Below are 25,310 nucleotides of genomic sequence, written 5' to 3'. Positions count from 1 at the left end.
TAATTTTTAATATTTTAAAGCTGATTTATTTCCTTAATTTTATTGTCTTTTCCTGAGTAAATAAGGGATACCACAAAGTTGACTGAATTTTAAAGGAAGTTTTTAAAACAAAAAAAGTCCGCCTCAAAAGAGACAGACTTTCTGTATAAAGATGACATGATCTTATTTTTTAAGCTGATCCGGAATATTGGTGGTGATGAAACCGATTCCCTGCTTTTTTAATTCATCGGCAATGGCAACGTCATTTACCGTCCATGCATTGGTGATCAATCCCAAAGCTTTTGCATCTGCAATCCATGTAGGATTTTTCTGGAAAATGCTGTAATGGTAATCGATCCCGTCCAAACCTTCGTCCTTGATCTGCTGCGGAGAAAGCTCTCCTTTAAGATACTGAACTTTAAAAGTTGGTTCCAATCTTTTAATTTCCTTACAGATATTTAAGCTGAAAGAAATGAAATCGCATTGCGCTCCAAGCTTCATATCCTTAATCATTTTGATGGTTTTTGCCGTCAGTTCATCTTCTTTTTCCTTGGTTTTGTCAGGCTTTATTTCAACCACCAGTTTTAGCGATTTATCTTTCTTCCCCTGTTTTAAATAGTCTTTCAGCGTGGGAAAATCTTCACCGTTGGATAATTTTACTTTCTCCAGTTCTCTAAAATCGGTTTCGGAAATTTCCATTTTTGCGTGATGTTCGTCATGGTTTACCACCAAAACTCCGTCTTTCGTCATTCTCACATCGAATTCGGATCCGTAAATCTTTAAATTCTGCGCATTTTCCAATGATTTCAGAGAATTTTCCGTTGTCGGCGGCTGCGTCTGCCAATAACCTCTGTGCGCTACAATCTGGGTTTGTGCCTTCATTACTACTGTGCTTAAAACTGCGAACCCTAAGATAAAATTTTTCATAATATAATTTGAATAGTATTCGAAAGTCTTTCAACTTTCAGATAAAGGTATATAAATTTATTTAAGTGAATAGTCAATCGTGCGTCCTTCGCTGTCAATTCTCAATCATTTAATATTAACAATTGAATTGCAAAGCAAATTGACCATTCACATTTTTTCACATTAAATTTGTCTAAACTTTTTTACCGCAAAAGATTTTAACACTTTAGTTGTTTAAGTTGAATACTTAAATGTAAAAAAAGAGCACATAAGTTAAAAAAATCAAAGATTTTTCTCTTTGCAGACTTTTGAAATACTTTAAATAAATCCAACAAAGTCTTTTGTCTCTTTTGCAGTTATATTAAAATGAGTTTAAACTTATTTTTAAATCAGAAAGAATATTTCGCTCCGATCTGTATCTGGTAAGGATTTCCTGAAAGTGGCTCCAGTCCGCTTGTATTCAGGCTGTATTTGAACTGTTTTGTTGTCTGATCAAATCCTGTAATTCTGTACAGCGCCGTATTTCCGTAAGATTTGTTAACGCCCCATTCTTTATTAAGTAAATTGGCAACGTTGAAAATATCCACTGAAAGTTCAAAGGCTCCGATTTTTTCAAATTTGATTTTCTTTGCTACACGAACGTCCCAAACTCCGTAGAATCCATTCTTCCCGCCGTTTCTTTCTGCAACTTTGTTGTTGTAATCCGTAATATAGTTCTTCAAAGCCTGTCCCACTTCAGGATTATCAATTAAAGTCTGCGTAAGATTCGGGAAAATGTAAGCTAAATCGTTCGTGTCTACGAAATCTCCGTTTACATTTCCTCCTGCCGTTACAGAGAAACGGGTTCCGCCGATTCCGGCATACCTGATTCCCAAAGTAAATCCTGCAATCGTTGGAGAGTTCCCGTAAATCACGACTTTGTTTCTGAACTGGTTGTCCGAATACGACATTCTTAAGTTTCTCGGATCTCCTGAAACCATGGTAGACAAGGTTGCAGAATTGGCTACGTTTCCGTTATACGAAGTATTGTCTTTGATGTCCGCCCAGGTGTAACTTGCTGTAATTTCTCCGTCTTTCCAGTAACGGTAACTTGTATCTAATACGAATGAAAACTGATTGACTTTTCCATCGCTTACCAATTCCAGAACTCTTCCGAAATTTTTGTTGATTCTTCCGTCTTTCCAGTTCAGCGTTCCGTTGGCTGCGATCGTTGCTGCAGGAACAAAAACCCCTCTTCCTTCTTCATTATCCAGCGTAAAATAAGGATTTGCCACCATATTTCTGTCGTAGTAGAAATAGTTGTTTCTTCCCAACGTCATGTAACCCGCAACTCCCGCTCTGAATCTCTCGTTGAAGAAATGCGTATAAGAAACATTGGCTTTATAAACCACCGGAATTTTTGCATCTTTTCCTGTGTAGTTAATGGTAGGAAGCTGATACTGCGCTAAAGTAGGAACCGTTCCGTAATCGTTTCTGTAGCTGATGAAATCCGGCTTCAGACCAATCTGTGAAGGATTTACATCCACTGTTGCCAAATGTCTTCCGTCAAACACCAGATTATTGATAATCATATAATTATTGATGTCTGAAGAGAAAATTCCAGCCCCGAATTTCAGGAAGTCTTTATTTCCTTCATTAATATTCCAATCGAACTGGAATCTCGGCTGAATGATGAATGATTTGATCTGATTATCTGTCCGGATTCCCATTTCATCATACAATTTCTGATTGAATCCTGCTTTCGGATAGCCTCCGTAATCTAATCTTAAACCCGCCATTAAATCCAGACCTTTTGCAATTTTTGTCTGAATCTGTCCGTAAACTCCTAAATTATAAATATTGGATTTCACGGAAGGATCTTGCATCAAAGGAACTTCTCTGTAAAATCTGTACGCAACAAGATTATTAAAATTAAATAAATTATCTCCACCGTTCACAGTAGGATTTTCCCTGAAGTGGAACCTTCCGTTCACTTCACTTCCGTACACCGATTTTGCCATCGTATACATTAAATCTGCACCGAATGTATATTTAATTTTATCCGTATTGTAGTATAAATTGTCTACGATCTGGAAAACATTATTCCTGAAACTTTCCTGCGCAAAACGGTGACCTCCGATCTGAATATTGGTTGCCTTGTCTTTTCCATCGATGCTGGTTACGATATTTTCGACAATTGCTCTCGGAACGGGATGACCAAGCTGATCGTTTTGGTAACTGTCCTGAAACGTGTAAAGATACTGCGCCTTCAGTTCGTTCGTCATGTTCGGTTTTAAGTTGGATCTTAAAGTCAAAAGCAAACTGTTATCCAGATTTTTATCATTTCCATACGATTCAAATGCATTGATCGCTGTGTTGTCTCCCAAACCGTTTTTATTCAGATCGTAGGTGAAGTTATTTCTTAGAGTTAATAAATTTTTATCGTTAATCTGCCAGTCTAAACGCAAAAATCCGGCATCAGAATTTCTCACTTTATCAAAACTTCCGAACTGTGGTGTATTTCCAACCCCATATTTAGCTCTGGCAATATCAAGGAACTTATTTAAAGTAGCCGTTGTGGTATTTAATCTCAATTCGTCGTCATGAGATTTGATATCAGCAATCTGCAACGGTCTTGAATCCAATTGATGATCCCAAGCAACGAAGAAATGCAGCTTGTTCTTGATAATCGGTCCGCCCAAAGAGAATCCGAACTGAGAAGTGGAAAAGTCGTTGTTGATTTTATTTCCTCTGATGTCGTATTTGCTCGAAAGCCAGTTTGTTCTTAAATATTCCCATGCACTTCCTGAAAATTTATTCGTTCCGGATTTTGTAACCGCACTTACGGTTCCGCCTCCGCTTCTTCCTAATGTGACATCATATTGATTGGTGGTTACTTTAAATTCACGAACCGCTTCGATGGAAATAGAAAACGGAGCATTACTTCTGCTTGTGGTAGAACCTGCAGAAGTAGGATTTTTCGCTGTCATTCCGTCGATGGTAAAATTCGTGGAAGAACCCAACTGTCCGGAAATACTTCCGTTTTTACCGCTCAAAGGTGAAAGTTCAGCAAGGTTGTTGAAGTTTCTTCCGTTTACAGGCAAAATTCCGATATTTTTGGTTGTGATGGCTGTTGCCGCACCTAAATTCCCGATTTTGTTTTTTAAATTTCCGGTAACAACAACTTCTTCAATGCTTTTCTCGCTTCCCAGATCTACGTTTACCGTTACCTGATCTCCAAAATTCACATTGTAGCCTTCCCTTTTTTCATCATTTACGAATACCGTGTAAGGGCCGCCCAAAGGAATTTCTTTGAAAATATATTCCCCTTTCGAATTGGTTTCCGTTTCCGTTTTAAACCCTGTGGATTCATTTACAATGGTTACTTTTACCTTTTCCTGCGGAGCTTTTCCGATTCCGGTAACTTTTCCTACAATAGAAGCCTGAGTGGTTTGCGCATACGCAAGCGTTCCAAAACTCAGGAACAATAGTCCCAATACAATCTTTACTTTTCTCATATCTACAAATTAGCTTTGCAAATGTATTCTGACTTTCAGGATCCTCTGTTTAAGGGAGTTTTAACATTTTTTAAATTATATGGGAACCTTATGTTACCTGAATTTTAACCCCGATTTTATCTGGTGGATAATCAGTGGGTTTAAATATGTTACAACTTTTTAATTTTCGCAGAATATTTAATTCCCTTATTTTTTAAATTGGAATTACTTTTATTTATTTTTGCTGAAAAAGATAGAAACCCGATGTCCGAAAACATACAACAGAAAATAGAAGATCTGCGAAAAGAACTTCATCAGCACAACGAAAATTATTATCTCCTTGATACTCCGACGATTTCGGATTATGATTTTGATATGCTGCTGGAAGAACTTCGTGATCTGGAAGCCCGATATCCCGAATTTTATGATGAAAACTCTCCTACCGTTCGTGTCGGCGGTAGAATTACTAAAGTTTTCCCTACGGTTCAGCATAAATTCAGAATGTATTCTCTGGATAATTCTTATGATTTTGATGATCTTGAAGACTGGGAAAAAAGAATTATTAAAACCATTGACGAACCGGTGGAATTTGTTGCCGAACTGAAATACGACGGTGCTTCGATCTCCATTTTGTATGAAAACGGAAAACTGGTTCAGGCAGTAACTCGCGGCGACGGTTTTCAGGGTGATGAAATTACAGCAAACGTTCGTACCATTTCGGATATTCCTCTGAAACTGAAAGGTGATTTTCCGGAACATTTCTTTATGCGCGGAGAAATTTATTTAACCCGGAAAAATTTCGATAAAATCAACAAACAGCGTGAGGAAGAAGGTCTTGATCCGTTCATGAATCCCAGAAATACCGCAAGCGGAAGTCTGAAAATGCAGGACAGCGGTGAAGTGAGAAAACGTGGGCTTTCATCGGTTCTGTATCAGTTTATTTCAGAAGATATTCCTGCAGCATCGCATTGGGAACTGCTTCAGAAAGCGCAAAGCTGGGGTTTCAAAACTTCTCAGCAGGCAAAATTATGTACGACTTTGGATGAGGTGAAGGAATTTATTAATTTCTGGGATGTTGAACGTCATAATTTACCGTTTGAAATTGATGGTATTGTTTTAAAAGTCAACTCTTTAAAACAGCAGAGACAGCTTGGATATACCGCAAAATCTCCACGCTGGGCAATGGCTTATAAATTTAAGGCTGAAAAAGTGGAAACCGAGCTGCAAAGCGTTTCTTATCAGGTCGGAAGAACAGGAGCCATCACTCCGGTTGCGAATCTGAAACCTGTTTTATTAGCCGGAACAATTGTGAAAAGAGCCTCACTTCACAATGAAGATATTATTAAAAAGCTGGATCTTCATGAAAACGATTTCGTGTATGTAGAAAAAGGAGGTGAAATTATCCCGAAAATTGTTGGCGTCAATACCGAAAAAAGAACGGAAGAAAGCAAGGAAATTGAATACATTAAAAATTGTCCGGAATGCGGCACTGAGCTTGTAAAAATTGAAGATCAGGCAATTCATTTCTGTCCGAATGACCTTCACTGTCCGCCACAGGTTGTGGGAAGAATGATCCATTATGTTTCGAGAAAGGCTTTAAATATTGATAATCTGGGAAGTGAGACGATTGAGCAGCTTTACAGGGAACGACTGATTGAAAATCCTGCGGATTTCTATGTGTTAACAAAGGAACAGCTTCTCCCGCTCGAAAGAATGGCAGAAAAATCGGCACAGAACATCATTTCAGGAATCGAAAAATCCAAAGAAATTCCGTTTGAAAAAGTGCTGTACGGAATCGGGATAAAACACGTCGGAGAAACGGTTGCCAAAAAACTGGTTAAAAATTTCCCGACCATCGAAGATCTGAAAAATGCAACCGTGGAAGAGCTTTGCCAAGTAGAAGATATTGGAACCAAAATCGCGGTAAGCATCGTGGAGTTTTTTGCAAATTCCGAAAATATTTTGATGATCGAAAGGTTAAAATCTTACGGAGTACAACTGGAAAAAGGCGAAAGCACGAACGAAGTTTTATCCAATGTCTTGGAAGGAAAAACATTCCTTTTTACCGGAAAGTTATCATTATTTACCCGAGAAGCAGCAGAAGAAATGGTGGAAAAACACGGCGGAAAAAATATTTCGGCAGTATCCAAAAACCTTAATTTCCTTGTCGTTGGCGAAAAAGCAGGAAGCAAACTGAAAAAAGCGCAGGACATCGGAACGATTGAGATTCTGGATGAACAGCAGTTTTTGGATTTGGTAGAAAAATAATTTTGCTTTAGATAATTACAAAAGACTGTCTTTCAAAGGCAGTCTTTTTTTAGCTGTGTTCCAAAATATACAGAGCGTCTGAAATTTCGCTTGCAAATCTTTCATCCCTCTTTTCGAAATAGTAGAAACCTTCTTCAAGACTTTTTGCATTTTCTTTGATCCATTTCAGAAATTTTTCATGATCTGATTCATCGAAATTTTTATTTTGCTTGTTTTCGTTGACAAAATCCTGATAATAATACCGGATAAAATCTACATAAATCATAAAGCTGTTTTGGACAATCTCCACTTTCCAGCAGTCTAATAATTTTTCCATTTCACCCGTCACATTATAGATCCCGAAAAACAAATCATCATCAAAAAAAGTCCTGTTTTCTAAGAAATACTTCCACCATTCCAAAAGAAAAGTTGTAACCGCTTCTTTTTCAGTATCATCCCAGACTTCCCATTTTCCGTATTTCAGTTTTCCGAAAATACCAAACGGCTGAATTCCAAGATCATGATCGATACAAAGCTCCAGTATTCTCGGTAGGAAATGTTTAAAATCATTCACATTTCCCCACGTTGTCATTGCTTTGAAAGCATATCGGGAAAGATCCTCTTCTTCGAGTTCTCTGAGTTCCTTACTATGAATTTTCTCTTTATCACGATCCGAAACACAACAGGGGCATCCCTCTATAAAAGATCGGATTTCATATTTTGAAAAAACAGAATACAGGTTTTCAATCGACTTTTTCAGACTTTCATTCAAGGTTGTAGCATTTTATGATACAATATACCTCATTTGGATTTTTATCAAAAGAATTATTGTAATTTTATTTAGTAAAATCTTCAAAATGGAATTTTTAAAAGATCATTACGTCATCCAGAATGAGCTTCTGCTGATTTTCATCTCCGTTCTTCTCGGCATTTTCATCGGAACGGAGCGGGAATACAGAAATAAATCGGCAGGTCTGCGTACTTTTATTCTGGTCTGTTTCGGATCCTGCCTGTTTACAATACTTTCCATTAAAATCGGGGTCGCCAATCCGGATCGGCTGGCTGCCAATATCATTACCGGCATCGGCTTTTTAGGAGCAGGAGTTATTTTTAAAGGGGATAATAAAATCGACGGAATTACCACTGCCACAACAATTTTTGCAACCGCTTCCATCGGAATGGCAGTCGGATGCGGATATGTATATCTTTCCCTTCTCGGAACGCTTCTTATTTTATTGGTTTTAAATTATTTAACGTATTTTGAAAAATTTATAGACAGACATCATAAAATCCGGGAGTATAAAATTGCGGTAGTCAATTATCATGATATTCAACACTGTGAAGAACTTTTTAAGAAAAACAATCTGAAATTTACCTTGGCAAAACAACAGTATACACAGGGAAATCTCTCGACAAAATGGGTGGTTACAGGCAATAATACCAATCATGAAATTTTAATGAAAAGCCTGATGGAAGATGATAAAATAATTGCCTATCAGTTTTAATATCACCGATGTCAATAAAAAATCCCTTAAGATGAGGGATTTTGGAAATTATTAGATTATTTCTTTTTAAAAATATACAGAGCTTTATTGGGACCGTCAATCGGTTTTCCTTCCATATCAAGCCGTGTAAGTGTGTTTTCCCCAACTTTATATTTGTATTTTGAAGTTTTTCCGTTTAAGGTAATGATGCTTCCGGAAGAATCCCATACAAACATTCCTGTATCTTCATTTTTAGAATTTCTTTCCAGATATTCTTCTGTGATTTTAAAAGTTTTGTCCTTATTTAGAACAAGTGTCGTTTTAATTCCGGGGCAGTCTGCGCATGGAACTGTGGCTTCATACGTTCCGTCCCAGTCCAAAGAATTTTCTGAATTATCAGCACCCGCAACGGAATTCATTTTTGTACTGTCCACCGGAGTCTGAATCGCCATCGGATCTGTTTTAGGGTTCACTTCAGGATTTTTGTCTTTTTGGGTACAGGAAACTACAAGCGATACAAGAGCGATTCCCAGAATCTGAATTGTTTTTTTCATAATAATTGATTGATTGTGAATGCTTTTTCAGCAGCAAAAATTAAGCCGCCTGATAGTTTCTTGTTGATGGTTTCTTGTTGATGGTTGATAGATCGAACTGATTAAAGATTAAACCTTATCATCAATCCTGATACAAAAATTTTATTTGTTTTTACTTTTCTAGAATAATCGTTATGCTGAATTAAAATTTGTTTTTGAAAATAAAAGAATCATAAAATATTAAATTTGAACAGCCTCTAAAAAAACAATCAACTATCAGCCAATTTTAACCCAAATCTCCCTTTTTCTTTGTAAATTGGGGCAAAATTTTGATTATGACAAAAAAGATACTTCTATCTGTATTTCTTTTGCCGGCTGTAATGACGTTTGCACAGCAATACGGCGGAATGTGGATTCCAACGGAGCTTAATGAAAAGGAAATGAAAGATTTGGGAATGAAAATCTCTGCCAAAGATATTTTCAATCCGCAAAAAGCAAGTATAAAAGATGCGGTAGTACAGTTCAACGGAGGCTGTACCGCGGAAATTATCTCGCCAAAAGGGTTATTGCTTACCAACCATCATTGTGGATACGGACAGATTCAGTCTCATTCAACCGTACAGAATGACCTTTTATCGAATGGGTTCTGGGCAAAAAATCCTCAGGGAGAACTTCCGAATCCGGGAGTAACGGTAGACTTTATTGTTGATATCAAAGAAGTGACCTCTCAGATTTTAGAAGGAACCGATAAACTTCAGGAACCTGACCTTTCTAAGCAGATTGCCAAAAATATTGAGATTTACAAAAATTCTCAGAAAACAGAACCTTATCAGTCGATTTCTGTAAGATCCATGTATTATGGGAATAAATTCTATGCTTTCACTATCGAAACATTCAAAGATATCCGTCTGGTAGGAGCTCCGCCACAAAGCATCGGAAAATTCGGTTCGGATACAGACAACTGGGTTTGGCCAAGACATACGGGAGATTTCTCCATGTTCAGAATTTATGCTGATAAAAATAACAAACCAGCGGAATATTCTAAAGATAACGTTCCTTACGTTCCGAAACATTATCTTCCGGTTTCCATTAAAGATAAAAACGAGAATGATTTTACTTTTGTATTCGGATTTCCGGGAAGAACCACAGAATATCTTCCTGCCATCGCAGTTGAAAAAATTATGAAAGACACCGACCCTGCGAGAATTGCAGTGAGAGATGTTGCTTTGAAAACACTGGACGAAAAAATGCGTACCGATGATGCCACAAGAATTCAGTATGCTTCAAAATACGCTTCGGTAGCCAATTACTGGAAAAAATGGATAGGCGAAGTAGAAGGTCTGAAAAAATCTAACGCGGTAGAGAAAAAAGTACAGTATGAAAATTCTCTGATCGCTAAAAATAAAGATATTAAAACGACTTTAGATCAACTGAACAAACTTTACAACGATCAGGCTCCTTATGCATTAAACAACGCATATTATTCTGAAACCATCAGAAATGCAGAAACATTAATGCTTGCCAATCTTTTCTACAACTACGTTACTGCGGTTGAAGCCGGAAGAATGGACGAAAAAGGAACCACTTCCTTTAAGAACAGGCTGACTTCTTTCTACAAAGATTACAATGCAGAACTTGATGCAAAAGTTACGGCAAAATTACTGGCTCTTTATGCCAATAAAACGGCTCCGGAATTTTTACCTGCAGGATTTGAAAAATATAAAAATGAAGCACAAAATCTTCAGACCGTTGAAGAAGATTCTAAAAACTCCATCATCACAGGAAGAACTGAAGTAAACGGAGCTTCTCTGAGCAAAGATATCGACAAGGCATTCTCCAATCAGGACAAACTGATCAAAACATTGAAAAAAGATCCTGTTTATCAGACTTATTTATCCATGAGAGATACCTACATCACAAAAGCGGATCCTCAGTTCACGTCGATGCAGACGAAAATTGATGCTTTACAGAAGACTTACATGGCGCAGCAAATGGCAACGGATAAAGACCGAAAATTCTTCCCTGATGCGAACTCTACGCTCCGTGTAACGTACGGAAAAGTGAAAGGTTCTTCTCCGAGAGATGCCGTTTCTTACAATTATCAGACGCATTTGGCGGGAGTAATGGAAAAATATGTTCCGGGAGATTATGAATTTGATGTTCCGAAAAAACTGATTGATCTTTACGGCAAGAAAGATTTCGGAGTGTACAAAGATAAAACCGGCGACGTTCCTGTAGGATTTACAGCAACCAACCACACAACTGGAGGAAACTCCGGAAGTCCGGCTCTTGATGCCAACGGAAATCTGGTAGGACTGAATTTCGACAGACAATGGGAAGGAACAATGAGCGACATTAATTATGACCCTCGTTTCAGCAGAAATATCATGGTGGATACGAAGTATATTCTTTTCATCATTGATAAATTTGCAGATTCCAAATGGCTGATTGATGAGATGAAGATTGTAAAATAATTTTTAAAACATATTTAAAAGAGTCTATTTAAATTTTTCAACGGATTTAAATAGATTCTTTTTATTTTTGACAGATCAATGAAAAGAAAAATCATTAATTTTTTGTCAGAATTTGAAAATGGGAATGTCGAAAAATCATTTCCCCTGTCTTACTTTTTACCCGTTTATCATTGTGTTTCCGATGAAAATCTGCCTCATCTTCAAAATATCATTCAGTATAAAAATGTAAAACAGTTTGAGCAGGATTTAGATTATTTTCTGAAATATTTTCAGTTTGTCAACTGGCGGGAATTCAAAGATTTTATCAAAGGAAGTTTTAAGCCGAAAAAGAAGATTGCTTTGCTGACCTTTGATGACGGATTGCGTGAGTTTTATGACGTTGTACTGCCTATTTTGGAAAGAAAAGGAATTTATGCGGTTAACTTTATCAATCCTGAATTTGTTGATAATAAAAACCTGATGTTTCGCTGTAAAGCAAGTCTTTTAGTTGATAAAATCGAGAAAAAAAATGATATAAACCCAAAAGTCTTCAGCATTCTTAAAACAGAAGAAAATAGTATTTCTGAAATTTTAAAAATCAGTTATTTACAACAAAATCTTTTAGACCAGCTTGCAGAAATTCTGGAAATTGATTTCAATTCATTTTTAAGTCAGCAGAAGCCCTACATGACTTTGGATCAGTTAAAAAGTCTTACGGAAAAGGGATTCGGAATATCCTCTCACAGTTGGGATCATCCTTTGTACCATGAATTATCTATTAATCAGCAACTTGAATCCTGTAACCGAACTTTTGACTATTTGAAGCATAATGATTTTTTATATGAAAGTTTTGCTTTTCCATTCACCGATTTTGGGGTAGAAAAAGCTTTTTTTGATCAGTTATTTAGAAATCCCGAATTATTTTGCAGCTTTGGGAGCGCAGGAATTAAGCTCGACAGTGTTCCTCAAAATTTTCAGAGAATCCCTTTTGAAACAAGCGAAACGGCTGAAATTACATTAAAAAAAGAAATGGCTTACTTTAAATTGAAGAAGATTTTTAACAAAAATAAAATTGCGAGAAGATGATTGATCTGAAAACTTTAAACCGAAAAAAACTTGAAGAATTCATATCATCCGGCGATTATAAAAAGTATGATTTCCTTCCCATCACGAAGCATCGCGCTATTTCCCATCTCAGAAATCCGAAAGCCGGTGACGAAGACATTTTATTGATTCTTGCCTTTCATAACGATCAGTTGGCGGGTTATTTAGGGTGTTTTCCCGATCATTTTATCATCGATGGAAAACCTTTTAAGTATGCATGGCTCAGTACCCTTTTCATCAGCAATGAGTTTCGCGGAAAGAAAATTGCACAGACTTTATTAAATACAGCCTTTGAAGAATACGACGGAAATATTGCCATCACAGAATTTACAAAAGAAGCAGAAAGTCTGTATAATAAAATTGGACTTTTCCGGTACATTCAGCCTAAAAGAGGAAAGAGATATTATTTCAAAGCAGATTTTGCAACGATCATTCCTGCAAAAAAGTCTGGTTTAAAACCTTTTCAGCCGGTTTTTAAAATTGTGGATAGTTTTATCAACACACTATTATCGTTTAGAAAAATTTTCATCCAAAAGCCTGATTTTAAGTTTGAAATTTCAGATAAAATTGATGCGGAAAGTTCAGCATTTCTGTTGGCGTTTAAAAGCAACAGAACGCCTGATGAGATCAACTGGTTTATTGAAAATCCATGGGTTCTGGAAAGCGAAAATACCGAAAAAGATTACCTTTTTTCAGCCTATTCAAAACAGTTCAGATATTTCTGGATAAAAATTTATGATGAAAATAACAATTTGGAAACCTGTTCGCTTCTGCTTCTAAGAGACGGAACGCTTAAAGTTTTATACTTATTTTCAAAAACAGAATTAAAGAGATTTGTTGTATTTCTGAATAATTTCATTGTGAAAAATAAAGTGAAGGTTCTAACGAATTATCATATTGAACTTAATGAAAATATCGCTTCTTCAAAGCAGTTTCAGAAAATTTATCAGAAAGATTTTGAAAGAAGATATATGTTCCATAAAAATTTACTTGCTAATCTGCCGAAAGATTTTAATCCGGATTTTCAGGATGGAGACGGCGATTGTGCAATGACATGAAACGGAAAGAGGCTTTTTTCAAGCCTCTTTTTTAATGTCCGAAAATATCTTTTAAACTCACTTCACTGAAGGTTCCCATTTTATCAACCGCTTCTCTGTTCAGGTTTTCTTTTTTCCCGATAATGGCGGTGTTGAAGTGAACGGATTTTATATAATGGTCGTAAAAATCTTTCAGATCTTCAAATTTCAGGCTTTCAATCTGATGATAGATATCTTTCCTGAAATCGTGATGAATATTCAGTTTTCTTAATCTTAACGTATTGAAGAAAATATTCGTTCTCGTTACCCGTTGCGAAGCAATCTGTTTCAAAGCAGAATTTTTTGCATTTTCAAACTGTACCTTCACTTCAGGAAGCTCGGTCATCAGTTCAGTCATCGTATCTACAGCAATCTGTAATTTGTCCGGCTGCGTTCCGATGTAGGTGGTAATGTAATCCGGATGATCCAGCTCTGAATTGGCCGCGTAAGAAACGTATGCAGAATACGCTAAACTTTTGCTTTCACGGATTTCCTGAAAAACAATGGATGACAAACCGCGTCCGAAATATTCATTAAAAACATTGATTTTACCAAAATTTTCCGTGTTGACATTGCGACCTCTTCCTACCTTACTCATTTCCATCTGAACCATGTCGTAATCTGTGAAGTATACATTTCCGTCTGTTTCCGGTTCCGGATAATTTTTAGGTTCCGGAATGACAAAACTTTCATTTTCAGTATATTTTCCGATGTATGAAGTAAAATTTTCAAAATTTCTTCCGTAGAAAAATATCTGATACGGATATTTGAAAAGCTTCTTCATACGGTCTGTAAAAACTTCCACATTGCTGCTTTCCAGCTCTTCTTTTGAAATAACATCCGTGAACCGCGAAAAAGGTCCCAATTTGGTATAATTGGTAAGAGCCGTCATAATTCTACCCTTATCTTTCTTCATCGCAGCACGGTTTTCCAGAATAGTTTCTGTAAACTGTCTGTAAATTTCCTGATCCGGCTTTACTTCATACAGCCAATGCTGCAGAAGATCTATTCCTTTTTCAATATTTTCTTCCAGACCGTTCAGCGAGATAATCAGCTGATCATTCGTGGTTTTAAAATCATTGGTAACGCCGATTTTGAAGAATTCTTTTTTGAGATCTTCCGGAGAGAATTTTTCAGTTCCCAAATACTGAAGAACCTGAGTTGAAATTCCCAGATCGCGGTCGTGATCGCTTCCGAAAGGAAAAATAAAATGAACCTGCGCAATATCGTTATATTTATTTTTAACAAAACTGACGGTTTTGCCTTTAATAACATCTCTCTGAATTTCCTTTTCATAATCCACAAATTCAGGCTGAATGTCTCCCGTTTTTTCTTCTAAAATCTGTTGTAAAAACTCAGACTGGGCTTCACGGTTTATTTTTACGGGAGTAATTCCCGGATTTTCTACGCGGATCAATTTTTCGTTTACTCCTTTTTCTTTATAAACGATAACATAATTATCTCTGAAAAACTCATTGGCAAAGGCGATAACCTCTTCTTTCGTCAGTTTTTCATACTGATCCATCTCATTCAGTTCCTGTTCCCACGTTCTTTCTTTGATGTACGTATCGTAAAGGTTTGTTGCCAATCCGTCTGCGGTTTCCAGCGCTTTCATCCTCTGGATTTTAAAATCATTGATGATGGCAGGAAGCATCCAGTCCGGAAATTCTCCTTTTTTAACCAGTTCGATCTGCTCCAGAACCAAATCTCGGGCTTCATCCAAAGTCTGCGATTCCTTCGGAACGGCAACGATGGAAAAATATCCGTACTGTTTCAGACCTACTGAATACGCCTGTCCCCACAATAATTTTTGAGTCTGATTGATATTCAGATCCAGCAATCCTGCTTCTCCCCTGTTGCTAAGAATATTTACCACCACATCCGCCAACATCGCTTCCTTTGTGCCGTAACTTTCCGTTCTCCACGCCAATTGTACTCTCGGCGTTGTGGGACTTTTTACCGTTCGTTTTATAATTTCCGTAATCGGTTTTTCGATAATGGGCGTTTTTTTCGGAAGCTCTCTGTAATGAATGGTTCCGAAATATTGGTCAACAAGCTGAATCGTATCTTCAAAATCAAGATCTCCCACCAAAACCATAGCATAATTGTTCGGAACATAATATTCATCAAAATATTTATGAATCGCCTTCATGGAAGGATTTTTCAGATGTTCTGCCTTTCCTAAAGTCGTTTGCTGTCCGTTGGGATGCGTAGGAAAAAGTGCGTCCATCAGTTCATAATTTACCAGACGCGAATCGTTGTCCTGTGCTCTGTTGAATTCTTCATAAACAGATTCCAGTTCGGTATGAAAAAGCCTTAAGGCCAGTTCAGAAAAACGTTCTTTCTCGATTTTCAGCCATTTTTCAAGCTCATTGTTCGGAACATTATTTTTGTAAACCGTTTCATCGAACCATGTATGCGCGTTGGTTCCGCTTGCGCCTAAAGAAGAAATTGCCTTATCATATTCATTCGCAATGGCATACTGACTGGCTTCCTGAGAAACTTCATCTATTTTGCGGTAAATTTCTTTCTTTTTTTCAGGATCATTTTCAGCTTTATGCTGTTCGTATAAATCTGAAATCTGATCTAATAATTCACTTTCCTTTTCCCAGTTTTGAGTTCCTAATTTAGAGGTTCCTTTAAACATCATGTGTTCTAGATAATGCGCCAAACCTGTATTATCAGAAGGATCGTTATTGCTTCCGGTTCTCACAGGAATATAAGTCTGGATTCTTGGAGCATCAGAATTTTGGGCAAGAAAAACCTTTAAACCATTTTTTAAAGTGTAAATTCTCACTCCATTTTCGTCATTGGAAACCGTGATATATTCGTAGTTATTTTTATCTGTATGAATTTCTTCCCTGAATTTTTTATCAATCATAAACTTCATTTTTCACCCTTAAAAATAGAATGAATACAAATGTAAGCAATCAAAAAAGAATCCTTCCATTTTATAAATATTAAAATCTATGATTAAGATTCGCATTTTATATTTAAGTTTGCATCAGTTTTCCAAATTACAACACCATGCAAGGAAACATCCTCATCATCGATGACGAGATCAAGCTCCTGAAACTATTAGGAATGATCCTTTCCCAAGAAAATTTTAACGTAAAAGAAGCTTCCACCGCACGTTCTGCGATGACGATGCTAGAACAGTATGAATTTGATGTCGTGCTAAGCGATGTTCGGCTTCCCGATGCTTTCGGAGTAGATTTAGTAAAATCCATCAAAACAAAATATCCTCATCTGGAAATTATTCTGATGACGGCTTTCGGAAATATTACGGACGCAGTTCAGGCAATGAAAAATGGCGCCTACGACTATCTGGTGAAAGGTGATGATAATGATAAAATTATTCCGCTGGTTTATAAATCTTTAGAAAAAGCAAAAGATAACAGGTCGAAAATCATTCAGAAGAGTTCTTATTCAAAAGGTTTTGAAACGATTATCGGAAATTCACCCTCCATTATTCAGGCAAAAAAACTGGCTGAAAAAGTAGCGTTAACGGATGCAACCGTTCTTCTGACGGGCGAAACCGGAACCGGAAAGGAAGTTTTTGCGAATGCCATTCATGAAGGCAGCGACAGAAAGAAAAATAATTTTGTAGCCATCAACTGTTCCGCTTTCAGCAAAGAAATTCTGGAAAGCGAACTTTTCGGGCATAAAGCCGGAGCTTTTACAGGAGCAGTAAAAGATAAAAAAGGACTGGTGGAAGAAGCCAATGGCGGAACCCTATTTCTGGATGAAATCGGAGAAATGCCGATTGAGCTTCAGGCAAAACTGCTTCGTGTACTGGAAACCAAAGAGTTTATCAAAATGGGAGAAACGAAGGTTTCCAGATCGGATTTCCGACTGATTGCCGCTACAAACCGTGATCTGGAGGAAGAAATAAAGCAGGGAAACTTCCGTGAGGATCTTTATTTCCGGCTGAATATCTTTGAAATCAGGCTTCCGTCACTTCGCGAGAGAAAAGAGGATCTGAAAGCTCTGGCTAAAAATTTCGTGAATGTTTTTTCTCAAAAACTTCATATCTCCAATATTGAAATCTCTCCGGAATACTATAAAACATTGGAAAAAAACGACTGGAAAGGAAACATACGGGAACTTCGAAATACTGTCGAAAGAAGCTTAATCCTAATGAACGATCATATCCTTGATGCAGAAAGTCTTCCGCGTTACTCTGAAAAAGTTTCTTCTGAAAACGATTCTTTCAGCATGAAATCTCTGGAAAAGGAACATATTCAGAAAGTGCTTCAATACACCAAAGGAAACAAGGCAGAAGCAGCGAGATTATTGGAAATCGGGATTGCTACCTTATACCGCAAACTGGAAGAATATCATTTGAGATAAATGTTAATTAAAATCCACGCTGTAGATACTGGAGCATTTTATTTAAAACAATAAATAATTGATTATCATTTAATTACAACTAATTTTAAATACATTGAGAATTAAACCATTAAGTTTTAGTTTAGAAGTTAAGATTACATAAGAGAAGCTTCGCTTTAAGCTAAAAAATGCCTTCAAAAATATAAAGGAACATAGTTTTAGTCTGTTTTTTTAAGAAAGAACTTATTGGTTAAAAAAATAAAACCTATCATTTTAATAACGAGCCTATCATTTTGATAGGCTTTTCTGTATTTTGGCACATGATGAAACATAATCAAAACACTCATTTTCAATTAATTAAATTAATCTAAACAACAATGGAACTTCTTTTGGCATTGTCAGTCTGAATAAAATATTTATAAAATGACAATTTCAAGAAAAACGTTCAGAGAACGGGAGCGCTCAAAACTGAGTCTGCTGATGGTATCTTACGTAGTATTTACTTTATTAACCCTAATTGTTGCCGTATGATGTTGATAGTTTTAATTCTTCTCAGCGCATTATTATTCTGGATCTCTTACAAATCCGTTGAATTTTTTGATAAAATATAAAAATTATGTGGAGTTTATTTTTCCTATCCGTTATCGCCTTTGTGTACATCTGCTATGTATTAATAAAACCTGAAAAATTTTAACCAAAAATAATGAACACAGAAATTTTAGGCATTATTGCCATGTTCACGATTACCTTAGTGATTGGTATTTTTCTCGGAAAATATATTGCTAATGTATACGGCTACAAAAAAACCTTTTTAGATAAAATTTTTCAGCCCGCTGAAAATCTGATCTATAAAATCTCAGGCATCAATCCGAACCGTCAAATGACCTGGAAACAGAATATGTTTGCGATGTTAACCATCAATTTTGTATGGTTTATTCTTGCCTTTTTTATCTTGCTGAATCAATCCTGGCTTCCTTTGAATCCGGACGGAAATCCGGATATGTCGCCGGATTTAGCCTTCAATACCGCTATCTCTTTTTTAGTCAACTGTAATTTGCAGCACTATTCCGGAGAAACGGGAGTTAGTTATTTCAGTCAGTTGTATTTAATGTTCTTACAGTTTGTCTCTGCTGCGACAGGAATGGCTGCAATGGCAGTTCTATTCAAAGCTTTCAGAGATAAAACGACAACAGAACTGGGGAATTTTTACGATTTCTTCACCAAATCTGTGATCCGTATTTTATTGCCTTTAAGCATTGTGGTTGCTTTCATCCTTTCATCCAACGGAAGTCCGATGACTTTTGAAGGAAAAGACCATATTACCACTCTGGAAGGAGGCAAAATGGATGTTTCACGAGGTCCGGTTTCGGCTTTTGTTGCCATCAAACATCTGGGAACAAACGGAGGAGGATTCTTCGGAGCCAACTCGGCTCATCCGTTAGAAAACCCGAATTATACGACCAATATGACAGAAATGATTGTTCAGATGATTATTCCTTTTGCACTGGTTTTTGCTTTAGGATTTTATTTGAAGAAAAGAAAACTTTCCTGGACGATTTTTGCTGTCATGACGATTGGTTTTCTGGCTTTAACCGTTCCGAACGTTATTAATGAAACCAACGGGAACCCTCTGATTACCCAAATGGGAACAGATTCTCATCTTGGAGCCATGGAAGGCAAAGAAATCCGTTTCGGAAGTGCTGCTTCAGCGTACTGGAGCATTGCTACAACCGTTATTTCAACAGGATCTGTAAACGCCATGCATGACAGTACGATGCCGCTTTCGGGGATGAATGAGCTTCTTGCCATGATGATCAACTGTTTCTACGGCGGATGCGGTGTCGGAATTCTCAACTATTTCATTTTCATCATTCTAGCCGTATTCATCAGCGGATTAATGGTGGGAAGAACCCCTGAATTTTTAGGCAAAAAAATTGAAGCTAAAGAAATGAAGATCGCCATGATTGTGGCTTTATTCCATCCTTTTCTGATCTTGGTAGGAACAGCTCTAACAGCTTATCTGCCTGAATTCGGAGCCAAAACGCTGAATAATCCCGGTTTCCATGGCTTTAGTGAAATGCTGTACGAATTTACCTCATCATCTGCAAACAACGGTTCCGGTTTTGAAGGTTTGGGAGACAACACACCATGGTGGAACATTTCCACAGGAATTGTGCTTTTATTATCGAGATTTATCCCGATTATCGGTCCGGTAGCAATCGCAGGATTACTGGCACAGAAAAAATACATTCCTGAAAGCTCGGGAACGCTGAAAACAGATACTGCCACTTTCGGATTTATGACATTAGCCGTTATTCTTCTGATCGCTGCGCTGTCCTTCTTCCCTGCCCTTACTTTGGGTCCGATTGCAGAACAGCTTAAGTATTTTTCTAAATAATTAAAAATTAATTTGAACCGTTAAGACTTATTTAAGACGTTAAAAAAATTAATCTTATCAAATTATTAAGTTTAAAATATTCTTTGAATTTCTTGATTAAACTTCGCTTCTTAAATAAATCTTAATGCTTCAAAAAAGAAAAATTTAATTCAAAAATCAATTCAAACCATTAAGCAGATTATATAAAGAAAACTAGTCTCAATTTTCATCCATACCCAACTAATATTATCCATTTTTATTCTTTAATATTAATTTGCTTTAATGGTTGATTTTGATTTCCAATGATATAACACTTTCAAAACAAAATGAAAAATCAATCTCAGACATTGTTTCAAAAAGATTTGGTAAACGAAGCCATCAAACAGTCTTTCGTAAAACTGAATCCGAAAATCATGTTTAAAAATCCTGTCATGTTTCTCGTAGAGATCGGAACGGTTGTCATGCTTATTGTAAGCCTGTTCAGCCTTACCGGAGACAAGTCTCAAGGCAGTTTCAGCTATAATTTTTTAGTATTCGTTATCTTATTTTTTACGGTTTTATTCGCCAATTTTGCCGAAGCCATTGCCGAAGCGAGAGGAAAAGCGCAAGCGGATACTTTACGAAAAACCCGCGAGGAAACTCCCGCAAAAGTTGTCGTAAGCAACAAACAGGGATTTCAGGTAGAAACCGTGATGAAAAAATCTGCCGAAATGAAACTGGGCGATATTTTCCTTTGCGAAGCCGGAGACCAGATCCCGATGGACGGAGAAATTATCGAAGGTCTTGCAACCATCGACGAATCTGCCATCACTGGAGAAAGCGCACCTGTTATCCGTGAAGCAGGAGGAGACAAAAGTTCCGTAACAGGCGGTACAAAAGTACTTTCCGACAGAATAAAAGTAAAAGTAACCACCAAACCGGGAGAATCTTTCTTAGATAAAATGATTGCTCTTGTGGAAGGTGCTTCCCGACAGAAAACACCCAACGAAATCGCATTAACCATACTTTTAGCAGGCTTTACGCTAACCTTTATTATCGTAACCGTTACTCTGAAACCTTTTGCAGACTACGCGCAGACACCGATTACCATTGCGGCATTTATCTCACTTTTCGTTTGTTTGATTCCCACAACGATTGGCGGTCTGCTTTCTGCAATCGGAATCGCGGGAATGGACAGAGCTTTGAGAGCCAACGTGATCACCAAAAGTGGTAAAGCCGTTGAAACTGCGGGAGATATTGATGTACTGCTTCTGGATAAAACAGGAACCATTACCATCGGAAACCGTAAGGCAACCCAATTTCATCCTTCAAATGGAATTCAGCTTGATGAATTCATCAAAGCTTCGGCACTGAGTTCCGTTGCGGATGAAACGCCCGAAGGAAAATCGATCATCGAATTAAGCCAGTTAAAATCCGAAGATTTACTTGTTCCCAATCCGGTTTATATCGATTTTACGGCTGAAACCCGAACTTCAGGAATCGATTTTGAAAACACGAGAATCCGAAAGGGAGCATATGACACCATTAAAAAACTGACAGAAAAAGCGGGAAATATTTTCCCTTCCGAAACACAGGAAGCCGTTACCAGAATTTCCGAAAACGGAGGAACTCCTTTGGTTGTTTCTGTTAATGAAAAAGTCTGGGGAGTTATCGAGCTTCAGGACATCATCAAGACCGGAATTCAGGAGCGTTTTCAGAGGTTAAGAAAAATGGGCGTGAAAACGGTAATGGTAACCGGAGACAACCCTTTAACGGCAAAATTTATCGCTGAAAAAGCCGGAGTAGACGATTTTATCGCCGAAGCAAAACCGGAAGATAAGATGAACTACATTAAAAAAGAACAGCAGGAAGGAAAACTGGTTGCCATGATGGGAGACGGAACCAACGATGCTCCCGCACTTGCACAGGCCGATGTGGGTGTAGCAATGAACAGCGGAACACAGGCAGCCAAAGAAGCAGGAAATATGGTGGATTTAGATAATGATCCTACGAAACTTATTGAAATTGTGGAAATCGGGAAACAGTTACTGATGACACGCGGAACGTTAACAACTTTTAGTATTGCGAATGATGTTGCCAAGTATTTTGCAATTATTCCAGCATTGTTCATCACGTTTATTCCGGCGCTTCAAAAGCTGAATATTATGAATCTCCACAGCCCTGAATCTGCGATTTTATCTGCGATTATTTTTAACGCCATCATCATCCCGATCCTGATTCCTTTAGCTTTGAAAGGAGTTGCTTATAAACCGATCGGAGCCAGCGCATTATTGAGAAGAAATCTCTTGATCTATGGACTGGGCGGAATTATTGCCCCATTTATCGGAATAAAACTTATCGATTTAGTTATAAGTCTTTTTTATTAGGCTGGAAATTTGAAGCTGGAAATGGAACGTAATATTTTAACTCCCGTCATCCTTCTTCCATCTTCTATCCACTCAACTCAAAAATTTAATTCAAATGAAAAATCATATTTTATCAGCATCCAGACTTACATTGGTGATGCTTGTAATTGTCGGAATATATTTAGGAATTGTCTACGCAAGTTCTAAAGTTTTACCAACTCAGGGAAATGCAGAAATTATTAATTTTAAAGGACAGAAATTTTACGCCAATATCGGACAGAATTTTACGTCTCCGAAGTATTTTCACGGTCGTCCTTCTGCGGTAGATTACAATGCAGCAGGAAGTGCGGGAAGCAATAAAGGACCAAGCAACGAGGAATATCTTCAGACCGTACAGAAAAGAATTGACACTTTAAAAATGATGAATCCCGAAATGCAGAACGCAAAAGTACCTGTAGAACTGGTAACGGCAAGCGGAAGCGGACTTGATCCGGACATTTCTCCGGAAGGCGCTTTTTATCAGGTTAAAAGAGTGGCAAAAAACAGAAATATCAGTTCAGAAAAACTGGAACAACTTATCAAAAATCAAACAGAAACATCTATTTTCGGTCCGTCAAAAGTAAATGTATTGAAACTTAACATTGCTCTGGATCAGCTTAAATAAAGTAAAATTTTATGAAAAAATATATTGCGGCATTCTTATTGGCAGGATTTTTCTTACCGAAGGCACAAAACACAGACTCTGCAAAAACCGATGCCAAGCTGAAAATCTCTGCTTACGCTGAACTTTTTTACACCTATGATTTCAATGAACCTTCCGGAGGAAACCGCCAGAACTTTTTGTACAGCTACAACAGGCACAATGAAGTTAACCTTAATTTAGGATTTATCAAAGCCAACTATGAAAACGACAGGATGCGCGCCAATCTCGCTCTGATGGCGGGAACTTATGCACAGGATAATCTGGCTGCGGAACAGGACGCTTTGAAATATGTAAATGAAGCGAATATCGGGATTAAAATTTCCAAAACAAAAAATCTGTGGATCGATGCAGGGATCATGCCGTCACACATTGGCTGGGAAAGCGCAATCGGGAAAGATAACGTTAATCTTACCAGAAGTCTCGCGGCAGAAAATTCTCCCTATTTCGAAACCGGAGCTAAAGTTTCTTATACTTCGGATAACGGAAAATGGTTTCTGAGCGGTCTTGTTTTAAACGGATGGCAGAGAATTGCAAAAGCTGAAGGAAATAAAAGTCTTTCTTTCGGGCATCAGATAACTTTTAAACCCAACGATAAGATTACACTGAACAGCAGTTCATTCATAGGAAACGATAAACCGCAGGATGATAAAAGAATGCGTTACTTCCATGATCTGTACGGAAATTTTCAGTTGACGGATCATTTCTCAACGACGTTAGGTTTTGATATCGGAGCCGAACAGAAAGAAAAAGGAAGTGAAAGCTACAACCTTTGGTATTCTCCAAACGTATTGATGAAGTATCAGTTTGACGATCAGTGGAGTCTTGCGGGACGTGTGGAATATTTCAGCGACAAAAACGGGGTTATCATCGCTACGGAAACGCCTAATGGATTTCAGACTTTCGGATATTCTCTGAATGTCGATTATCAGATCCTGAAAAATGTGGTTTTCCGTACGGAAGCAAGAAGATTTACTTCCAAAGATGCCATTTTTGTGAAAAACGACAATTTCAGACAGGGAAATTTTTTCATCACCACCAGTTTAGCAGCCTGGTTCTGAGAAAAGACTGCATCAATTTAGATTTAGTTTTAAAAGTTTAGTAATTCTAAGATGGGAAACCTAACAGGTTTTAAAAACCTGTTAGGTTTATAATTAATAAATCCATTATAAAAAAAGTCAAAAAATGTCTTCAGCAAAAGATTTTTTAGAACTCATCCAGAAATCCAGAAAAGGGAAATTTAAAATCTACATCGGAATGAGCGCGGGTGTAGGAAAAACCTTCCGTATGCTTCAGGAAGCGCATGCTCTTTTGCGAAACGGAATTGACGTAAAAATTGGCTACATCGAAACCCACGGAAGAGAAGAAACTGTCGCTTTAACAGACGGAATCCCAGAAATACCGAGACGGTCTTCTTTTTATAAAGGTAAAAATCTGGAAGAAATGGATCTTCAGACTATTATTAATACCCATCCCGAAGTTGTTTTGGTGGACGAACTGGCTCACACAAACATTGAAGGTTCCAAAAATAAAAAAAGATGGCAGGATGTTCTGGAAATTCTGGATAATGGAATCAACGTCATTAGTGCGATGAATATTCAGCATATTGAAAGCCTGAATGAAGAAGTAAAAAAGATCACCGGAATAGAAGTCTCGGAACGGGTTCCTGATAAAATTCTGGCTTTGGCGGATGAGGTGGTCAACATCGATTTAACCGCCGATGAACTTCTAACGCGACTGAAAGAAGGAAAAATTTACAAAAAAGAGAAAATCCAGACGGCTTTAAGCAATTTTTTTCAGAGCGGACATATTTTGCAGCTTCGGGAACTGGCTTTAAAAGAAGTGGCAACCCATGTTGAAAGAAAGGTAGAAACGGAGATCAAAACCGAGAATTTTAAGCCCATAAAATTTCTTGCCTGCATCAGCAGCAATGAGAAAATAGCCAAAAATATCATCCGGAAAACGGCAAGACTGGCAAGTTATTACAACAGTCCGTGGACCGTTCTTTACATCCAGAAACCATCAGAAAATCCTGAAAAAATTGCCCTGAACAAGCAGCGATTTCTGATTAATAATTTTAATTTAGCTCAGGAATTGGGAGCCAAAGTGATCCGGCAGAAGGAAAGCAGTATTCATAAAGGAATTCTGGACTACGTGATTGCGCATAACATCACCACAGTATGCATCGGAAAACCGCACGCTCATCTTTTGCAGAGAATTTTCGGCTACAGCTGGATTTACACTTTAATGAACCGACTGAATGAAAGACAGATCGACATTATTATTTTATCTTAGAAT

16 protein-coding genes are annotated in these 25,310 nt (G+C 37.4%); 11 read left to right on the top strand and 5 right to left on the bottom strand.

Features of this window, described 5'->3' with window-relative positions:
* Positions 1 to 162: 162 nt before the first annotated feature.
* Both PFY09_RS18845 and PFY09_RS18840 read right to left on the bottom strand, forming a co-directional pair.
* Entirely contained in the window at positions 163 to 906 is a 744-nt protein-coding gene (locus PFY09_RS18845; protein ID WP_271160729.1) for a glycerophosphodiester phosphodiesterase family protein, read from the bottom strand.
* Positions 907 to 1,274: 368 nt separating this feature from the next.
* A complete protein-coding gene (locus PFY09_RS18840) occupies positions 1,275 to 4,382 on the bottom strand; it encodes a TonB-dependent receptor (RefSeq protein WP_271160728.1) in 3,108 nt (1,035 codons plus the stop codon).
* A 243-nt stretch (positions 4,383 to 4,625) separates the two neighbouring features.
* On the opposite strand from PFY09_RS18840, the gene ligA reads away from it, so the two are divergent.
* Positions 4,626 to 6,629 carry an NAD-dependent DNA ligase LigA gene (gene ligA / locus PFY09_RS18835; protein ID WP_271162357.1) on the top strand — a complete coding sequence of 668 codons (2,004 nt, stop codon included), beginning with the start codon at positions 4,626 to 4,628 and terminating at the stop codon, positions 6,627 to 6,629.
* Positions 6,630 to 6,678: 49 nt separating this feature from the next.
* On the opposite strand, the gene PFY09_RS18830 is transcribed toward ligA, so the two are convergent.
* The gene (locus PFY09_RS18830; RefSeq protein WP_271160727.1) at positions 6,679 to 7,380 is read right to left on the bottom strand and encodes a hypothetical protein; all 702 of its coding nucleotides are present in this window, start codon (positions 7,378 to 7,380) and stop codon (positions 6,679 to 6,681) included.
* An 85-nt stretch (positions 7,381 to 7,465) separates the two neighbouring features.
* On the opposite strand from PFY09_RS18830, the gene PFY09_RS18825 reads away from it, so the two are divergent.
* Positions 7,466 to 8,113, top strand: coding sequence for an MgtC/SapB family protein (locus PFY09_RS18825; protein ID WP_271160726.1), 648 nt, complete (start codon positions 7,466 to 7,468; stop codon positions 8,111 to 8,113).
* A 56-nt stretch (positions 8,114 to 8,169) separates the two neighbouring features.
* On the opposite strand, the gene PFY09_RS18820 is transcribed toward PFY09_RS18825, so the two are convergent.
* Positions 8,170 to 8,646, bottom strand: a complete 477-nt coding sequence (locus tag PFY09_RS18820; protein WP_271160725.1) for a copper resistance protein NlpE — start codon at positions 8,644 to 8,646, stop codon at positions 8,170 to 8,172.
* A 314-nt stretch (positions 8,647 to 8,960) separates the two neighbouring features.
* Between PFY09_RS18820 and PFY09_RS18815 the strand changes: the two genes are divergently transcribed.
* From PFY09_RS18815 to PFY09_RS18805, 3 genes are all read left to right on the top strand, one after another.
* On the top strand, positions 8,961 to 11,099 hold the full coding sequence (locus PFY09_RS18815) for a S46 family peptidase (RefSeq protein WP_271160724.1): 2,139 nt from the start codon (positions 8,961 to 8,963) through the stop codon (positions 11,097 to 11,099).
* 102 nt (positions 11,100 to 11,201) lie between these two features.
* Positions 11,202 to 12,164, top strand: coding sequence for a polysaccharide deacetylase family protein (locus PFY09_RS18810; RefSeq protein ID WP_271160723.1), 963 nt, complete (start codon positions 11,202 to 11,204; stop codon positions 12,162 to 12,164).
* The gene (locus PFY09_RS18805; protein ID WP_271160722.1) at positions 12,161 to 13,240 is read left to right on the top strand and encodes a GNAT family N-acetyltransferase; all 1,080 of its coding nucleotides are present in this window, start codon (positions 12,161 to 12,163) and stop codon (positions 13,238 to 13,240) included. Before PFY09_RS18810 ends, PFY09_RS18805 begins: the two co-directional genes overlap by 4 nt.
* Before the next feature lie 31 nt (positions 13,241 to 13,271).
* On the opposite strand, the gene PFY09_RS18800 is transcribed toward PFY09_RS18805, so the two are convergent.
* On the bottom strand, positions 13,272 to 16,148 hold the full coding sequence (locus tag PFY09_RS18800) for a M16 family metallopeptidase (protein ID WP_408640176.1): 2,877 nt from the start codon (positions 16,146 to 16,148) through the stop codon (positions 13,272 to 13,274).
* A 137-nt stretch (positions 16,149 to 16,285) separates the two neighbouring features.
* On the opposite strand from PFY09_RS18800, the gene PFY09_RS18795 reads away from it, so the two are divergent.
* From PFY09_RS18795 to PFY09_RS18770, 6 genes are all read left to right on the top strand, one after another.
* The gene (locus tag PFY09_RS18795) at positions 16,286 to 17,611 is read left to right on the top strand and encodes a sigma-54-dependent transcriptional regulator (protein WP_271160720.1); all 1,326 of its coding nucleotides are present in this window, start codon (positions 16,286 to 16,288) and stop codon (positions 17,609 to 17,611) included.
* A 682-nt stretch (positions 17,612 to 18,293) separates the two neighbouring features.
* Positions 18,294 to 19,988, top strand: a complete 1,695-nt coding sequence (gene kdpA / locus PFY09_RS18790) for a potassium-transporting ATPase subunit KdpA (protein ID WP_271160719.1) — start codon at positions 18,294 to 18,296, stop codon at positions 19,986 to 19,988.
* 305 nt (positions 19,989 to 20,293) lie between these two features.
* Positions 20,294 to 22,333 (top strand): potassium-transporting ATPase subunit KdpB, encoded by a 2,040-nt coding sequence (gene kdpB / locus PFY09_RS18785; protein ID WP_268053280.1) that lies wholly within the window; start codon positions 20,294 to 20,296, stop codon positions 22,331 to 22,333.
* A gap of 94 nt (positions 22,334 to 22,427) precedes the next feature.
* Positions 22,428 to 22,976 (top strand): K(+)-transporting ATPase subunit C, encoded by a 549-nt coding sequence (gene kdpC, locus PFY09_RS18780; protein ID WP_271160718.1) that lies wholly within the window; start codon positions 22,428 to 22,430, stop codon positions 22,974 to 22,976.
* An 11-nt stretch (positions 22,977 to 22,987) separates the two neighbouring features.
* A complete protein-coding gene (locus PFY09_RS18775) occupies positions 22,988 to 24,073 on the top strand; it encodes a porin (RefSeq protein WP_271160717.1) in 1,086 nt (361 codons plus the stop codon).
* Between the two features lie 124 nt (positions 24,074 to 24,197).
* Positions 24,198 to 25,307 (top strand): histidine kinase, encoded by a 1,110-nt coding sequence (locus PFY09_RS18770; protein ID WP_076392091.1) that lies wholly within the window; start codon positions 24,198 to 24,200, stop codon positions 25,305 to 25,307.
* Positions 25,308 to 25,310 lie beyond the last annotated feature (3 nt).

The organism is Chryseobacterium gambrini, from assembly GCF_027920505.1.
Lineage (GTDB): Bacteria > Bacteroidota > Bacteroidia > Flavobacteriales > Weeksellaceae > Chryseobacterium > Chryseobacterium gambrini.
This window is presented reverse-complemented; position numbering and strand designations above follow the sequence as displayed.

What these genes read in the sequence shown, in the direction of transcription:
- PFY09_RS18770 (WP_076392091.1), top strand. Translation starts at nt 24,198, where the DNA reads ATGTCTTCAGCAAAAGATTTTTTAGAACTCATCCAGAAATCCAGAAAA.
- PFY09_RS18800 (WP_408640176.1), bottom strand. Translation starts at nt 16,148, where the DNA reads ATGAAGTTTATGATTGATAAAAAATTCAGGGAAGAAATTCATACAGAT.
- kdpC (WP_271160718.1), top strand. Translation starts at nt 22,428, where the DNA reads ATGAAAAATCATATTTTATCAGCATCCAGACTTACATTGGTGATGCTT.
- PFY09_RS18820 (WP_271160725.1), bottom strand. Translation starts at nt 8,646, where the DNA reads ATGAAAAAAACAATTCAGATTCTGGGAATCGCTCTTGTATCGCTTGTA.
- PFY09_RS18805 (WP_271160722.1), top strand. Translation starts at nt 12,161, where the DNA reads ATGATTGATCTGAAAACTTTAAACCGAAAAAAACTTGAAGAATTCATA.
- PFY09_RS18815 (WP_271160724.1), top strand. Translation starts at nt 8,961, where the DNA reads ATGACAAAAAAGATACTTCTATCTGTATTTCTTTTGCCGGCTGTAATG.
- PFY09_RS18845 (WP_271160729.1), bottom strand. Translation starts at nt 906, where the DNA reads ATGAAAAATTTTATCTTAGGGTTCGCAGTTTTAAGCACAGTAGTAATG.
- PFY09_RS18775 (WP_271160717.1), top strand. Translation starts at nt 22,988, where the DNA reads ATGAAAAAATATATTGCGGCATTCTTATTGGCAGGATTTTTCTTACCG.
- kdpA (WP_271160719.1), top strand. Translation starts at nt 18,294, where the DNA reads ATGAACACAGAAATTTTAGGCATTATTGCCATGTTCACGATTACCTTA.
- PFY09_RS18825 (WP_271160726.1), top strand. Translation starts at nt 7,466, where the DNA reads ATGGAATTTTTAAAAGATCATTACGTCATCCAGAATGAGCTTCTGCTG.
- PFY09_RS18840 (WP_271160728.1), bottom strand. Translation starts at nt 4,382, where the DNA reads ATGAGAAAAGTAAAGATTGTATTGGGACTATTGTTCCTGAGTTTTGGA.
- kdpB (WP_268053280.1), top strand. Translation starts at nt 20,294, where the DNA reads ATGAAAAATCAATCTCAGACATTGTTTCAAAAAGATTTGGTAAACGAA.
- ligA (WP_271162357.1), top strand. Translation starts at nt 4,626, where the DNA reads ATGTCCGAAAACATACAACAGAAAATAGAAGATCTGCGAAAAGAACTT.
- PFY09_RS18795 (WP_271160720.1), top strand. Translation starts at nt 16,286, where the DNA reads ATGCAAGGAAACATCCTCATCATCGATGACGAGATCAAGCTCCTGAAA.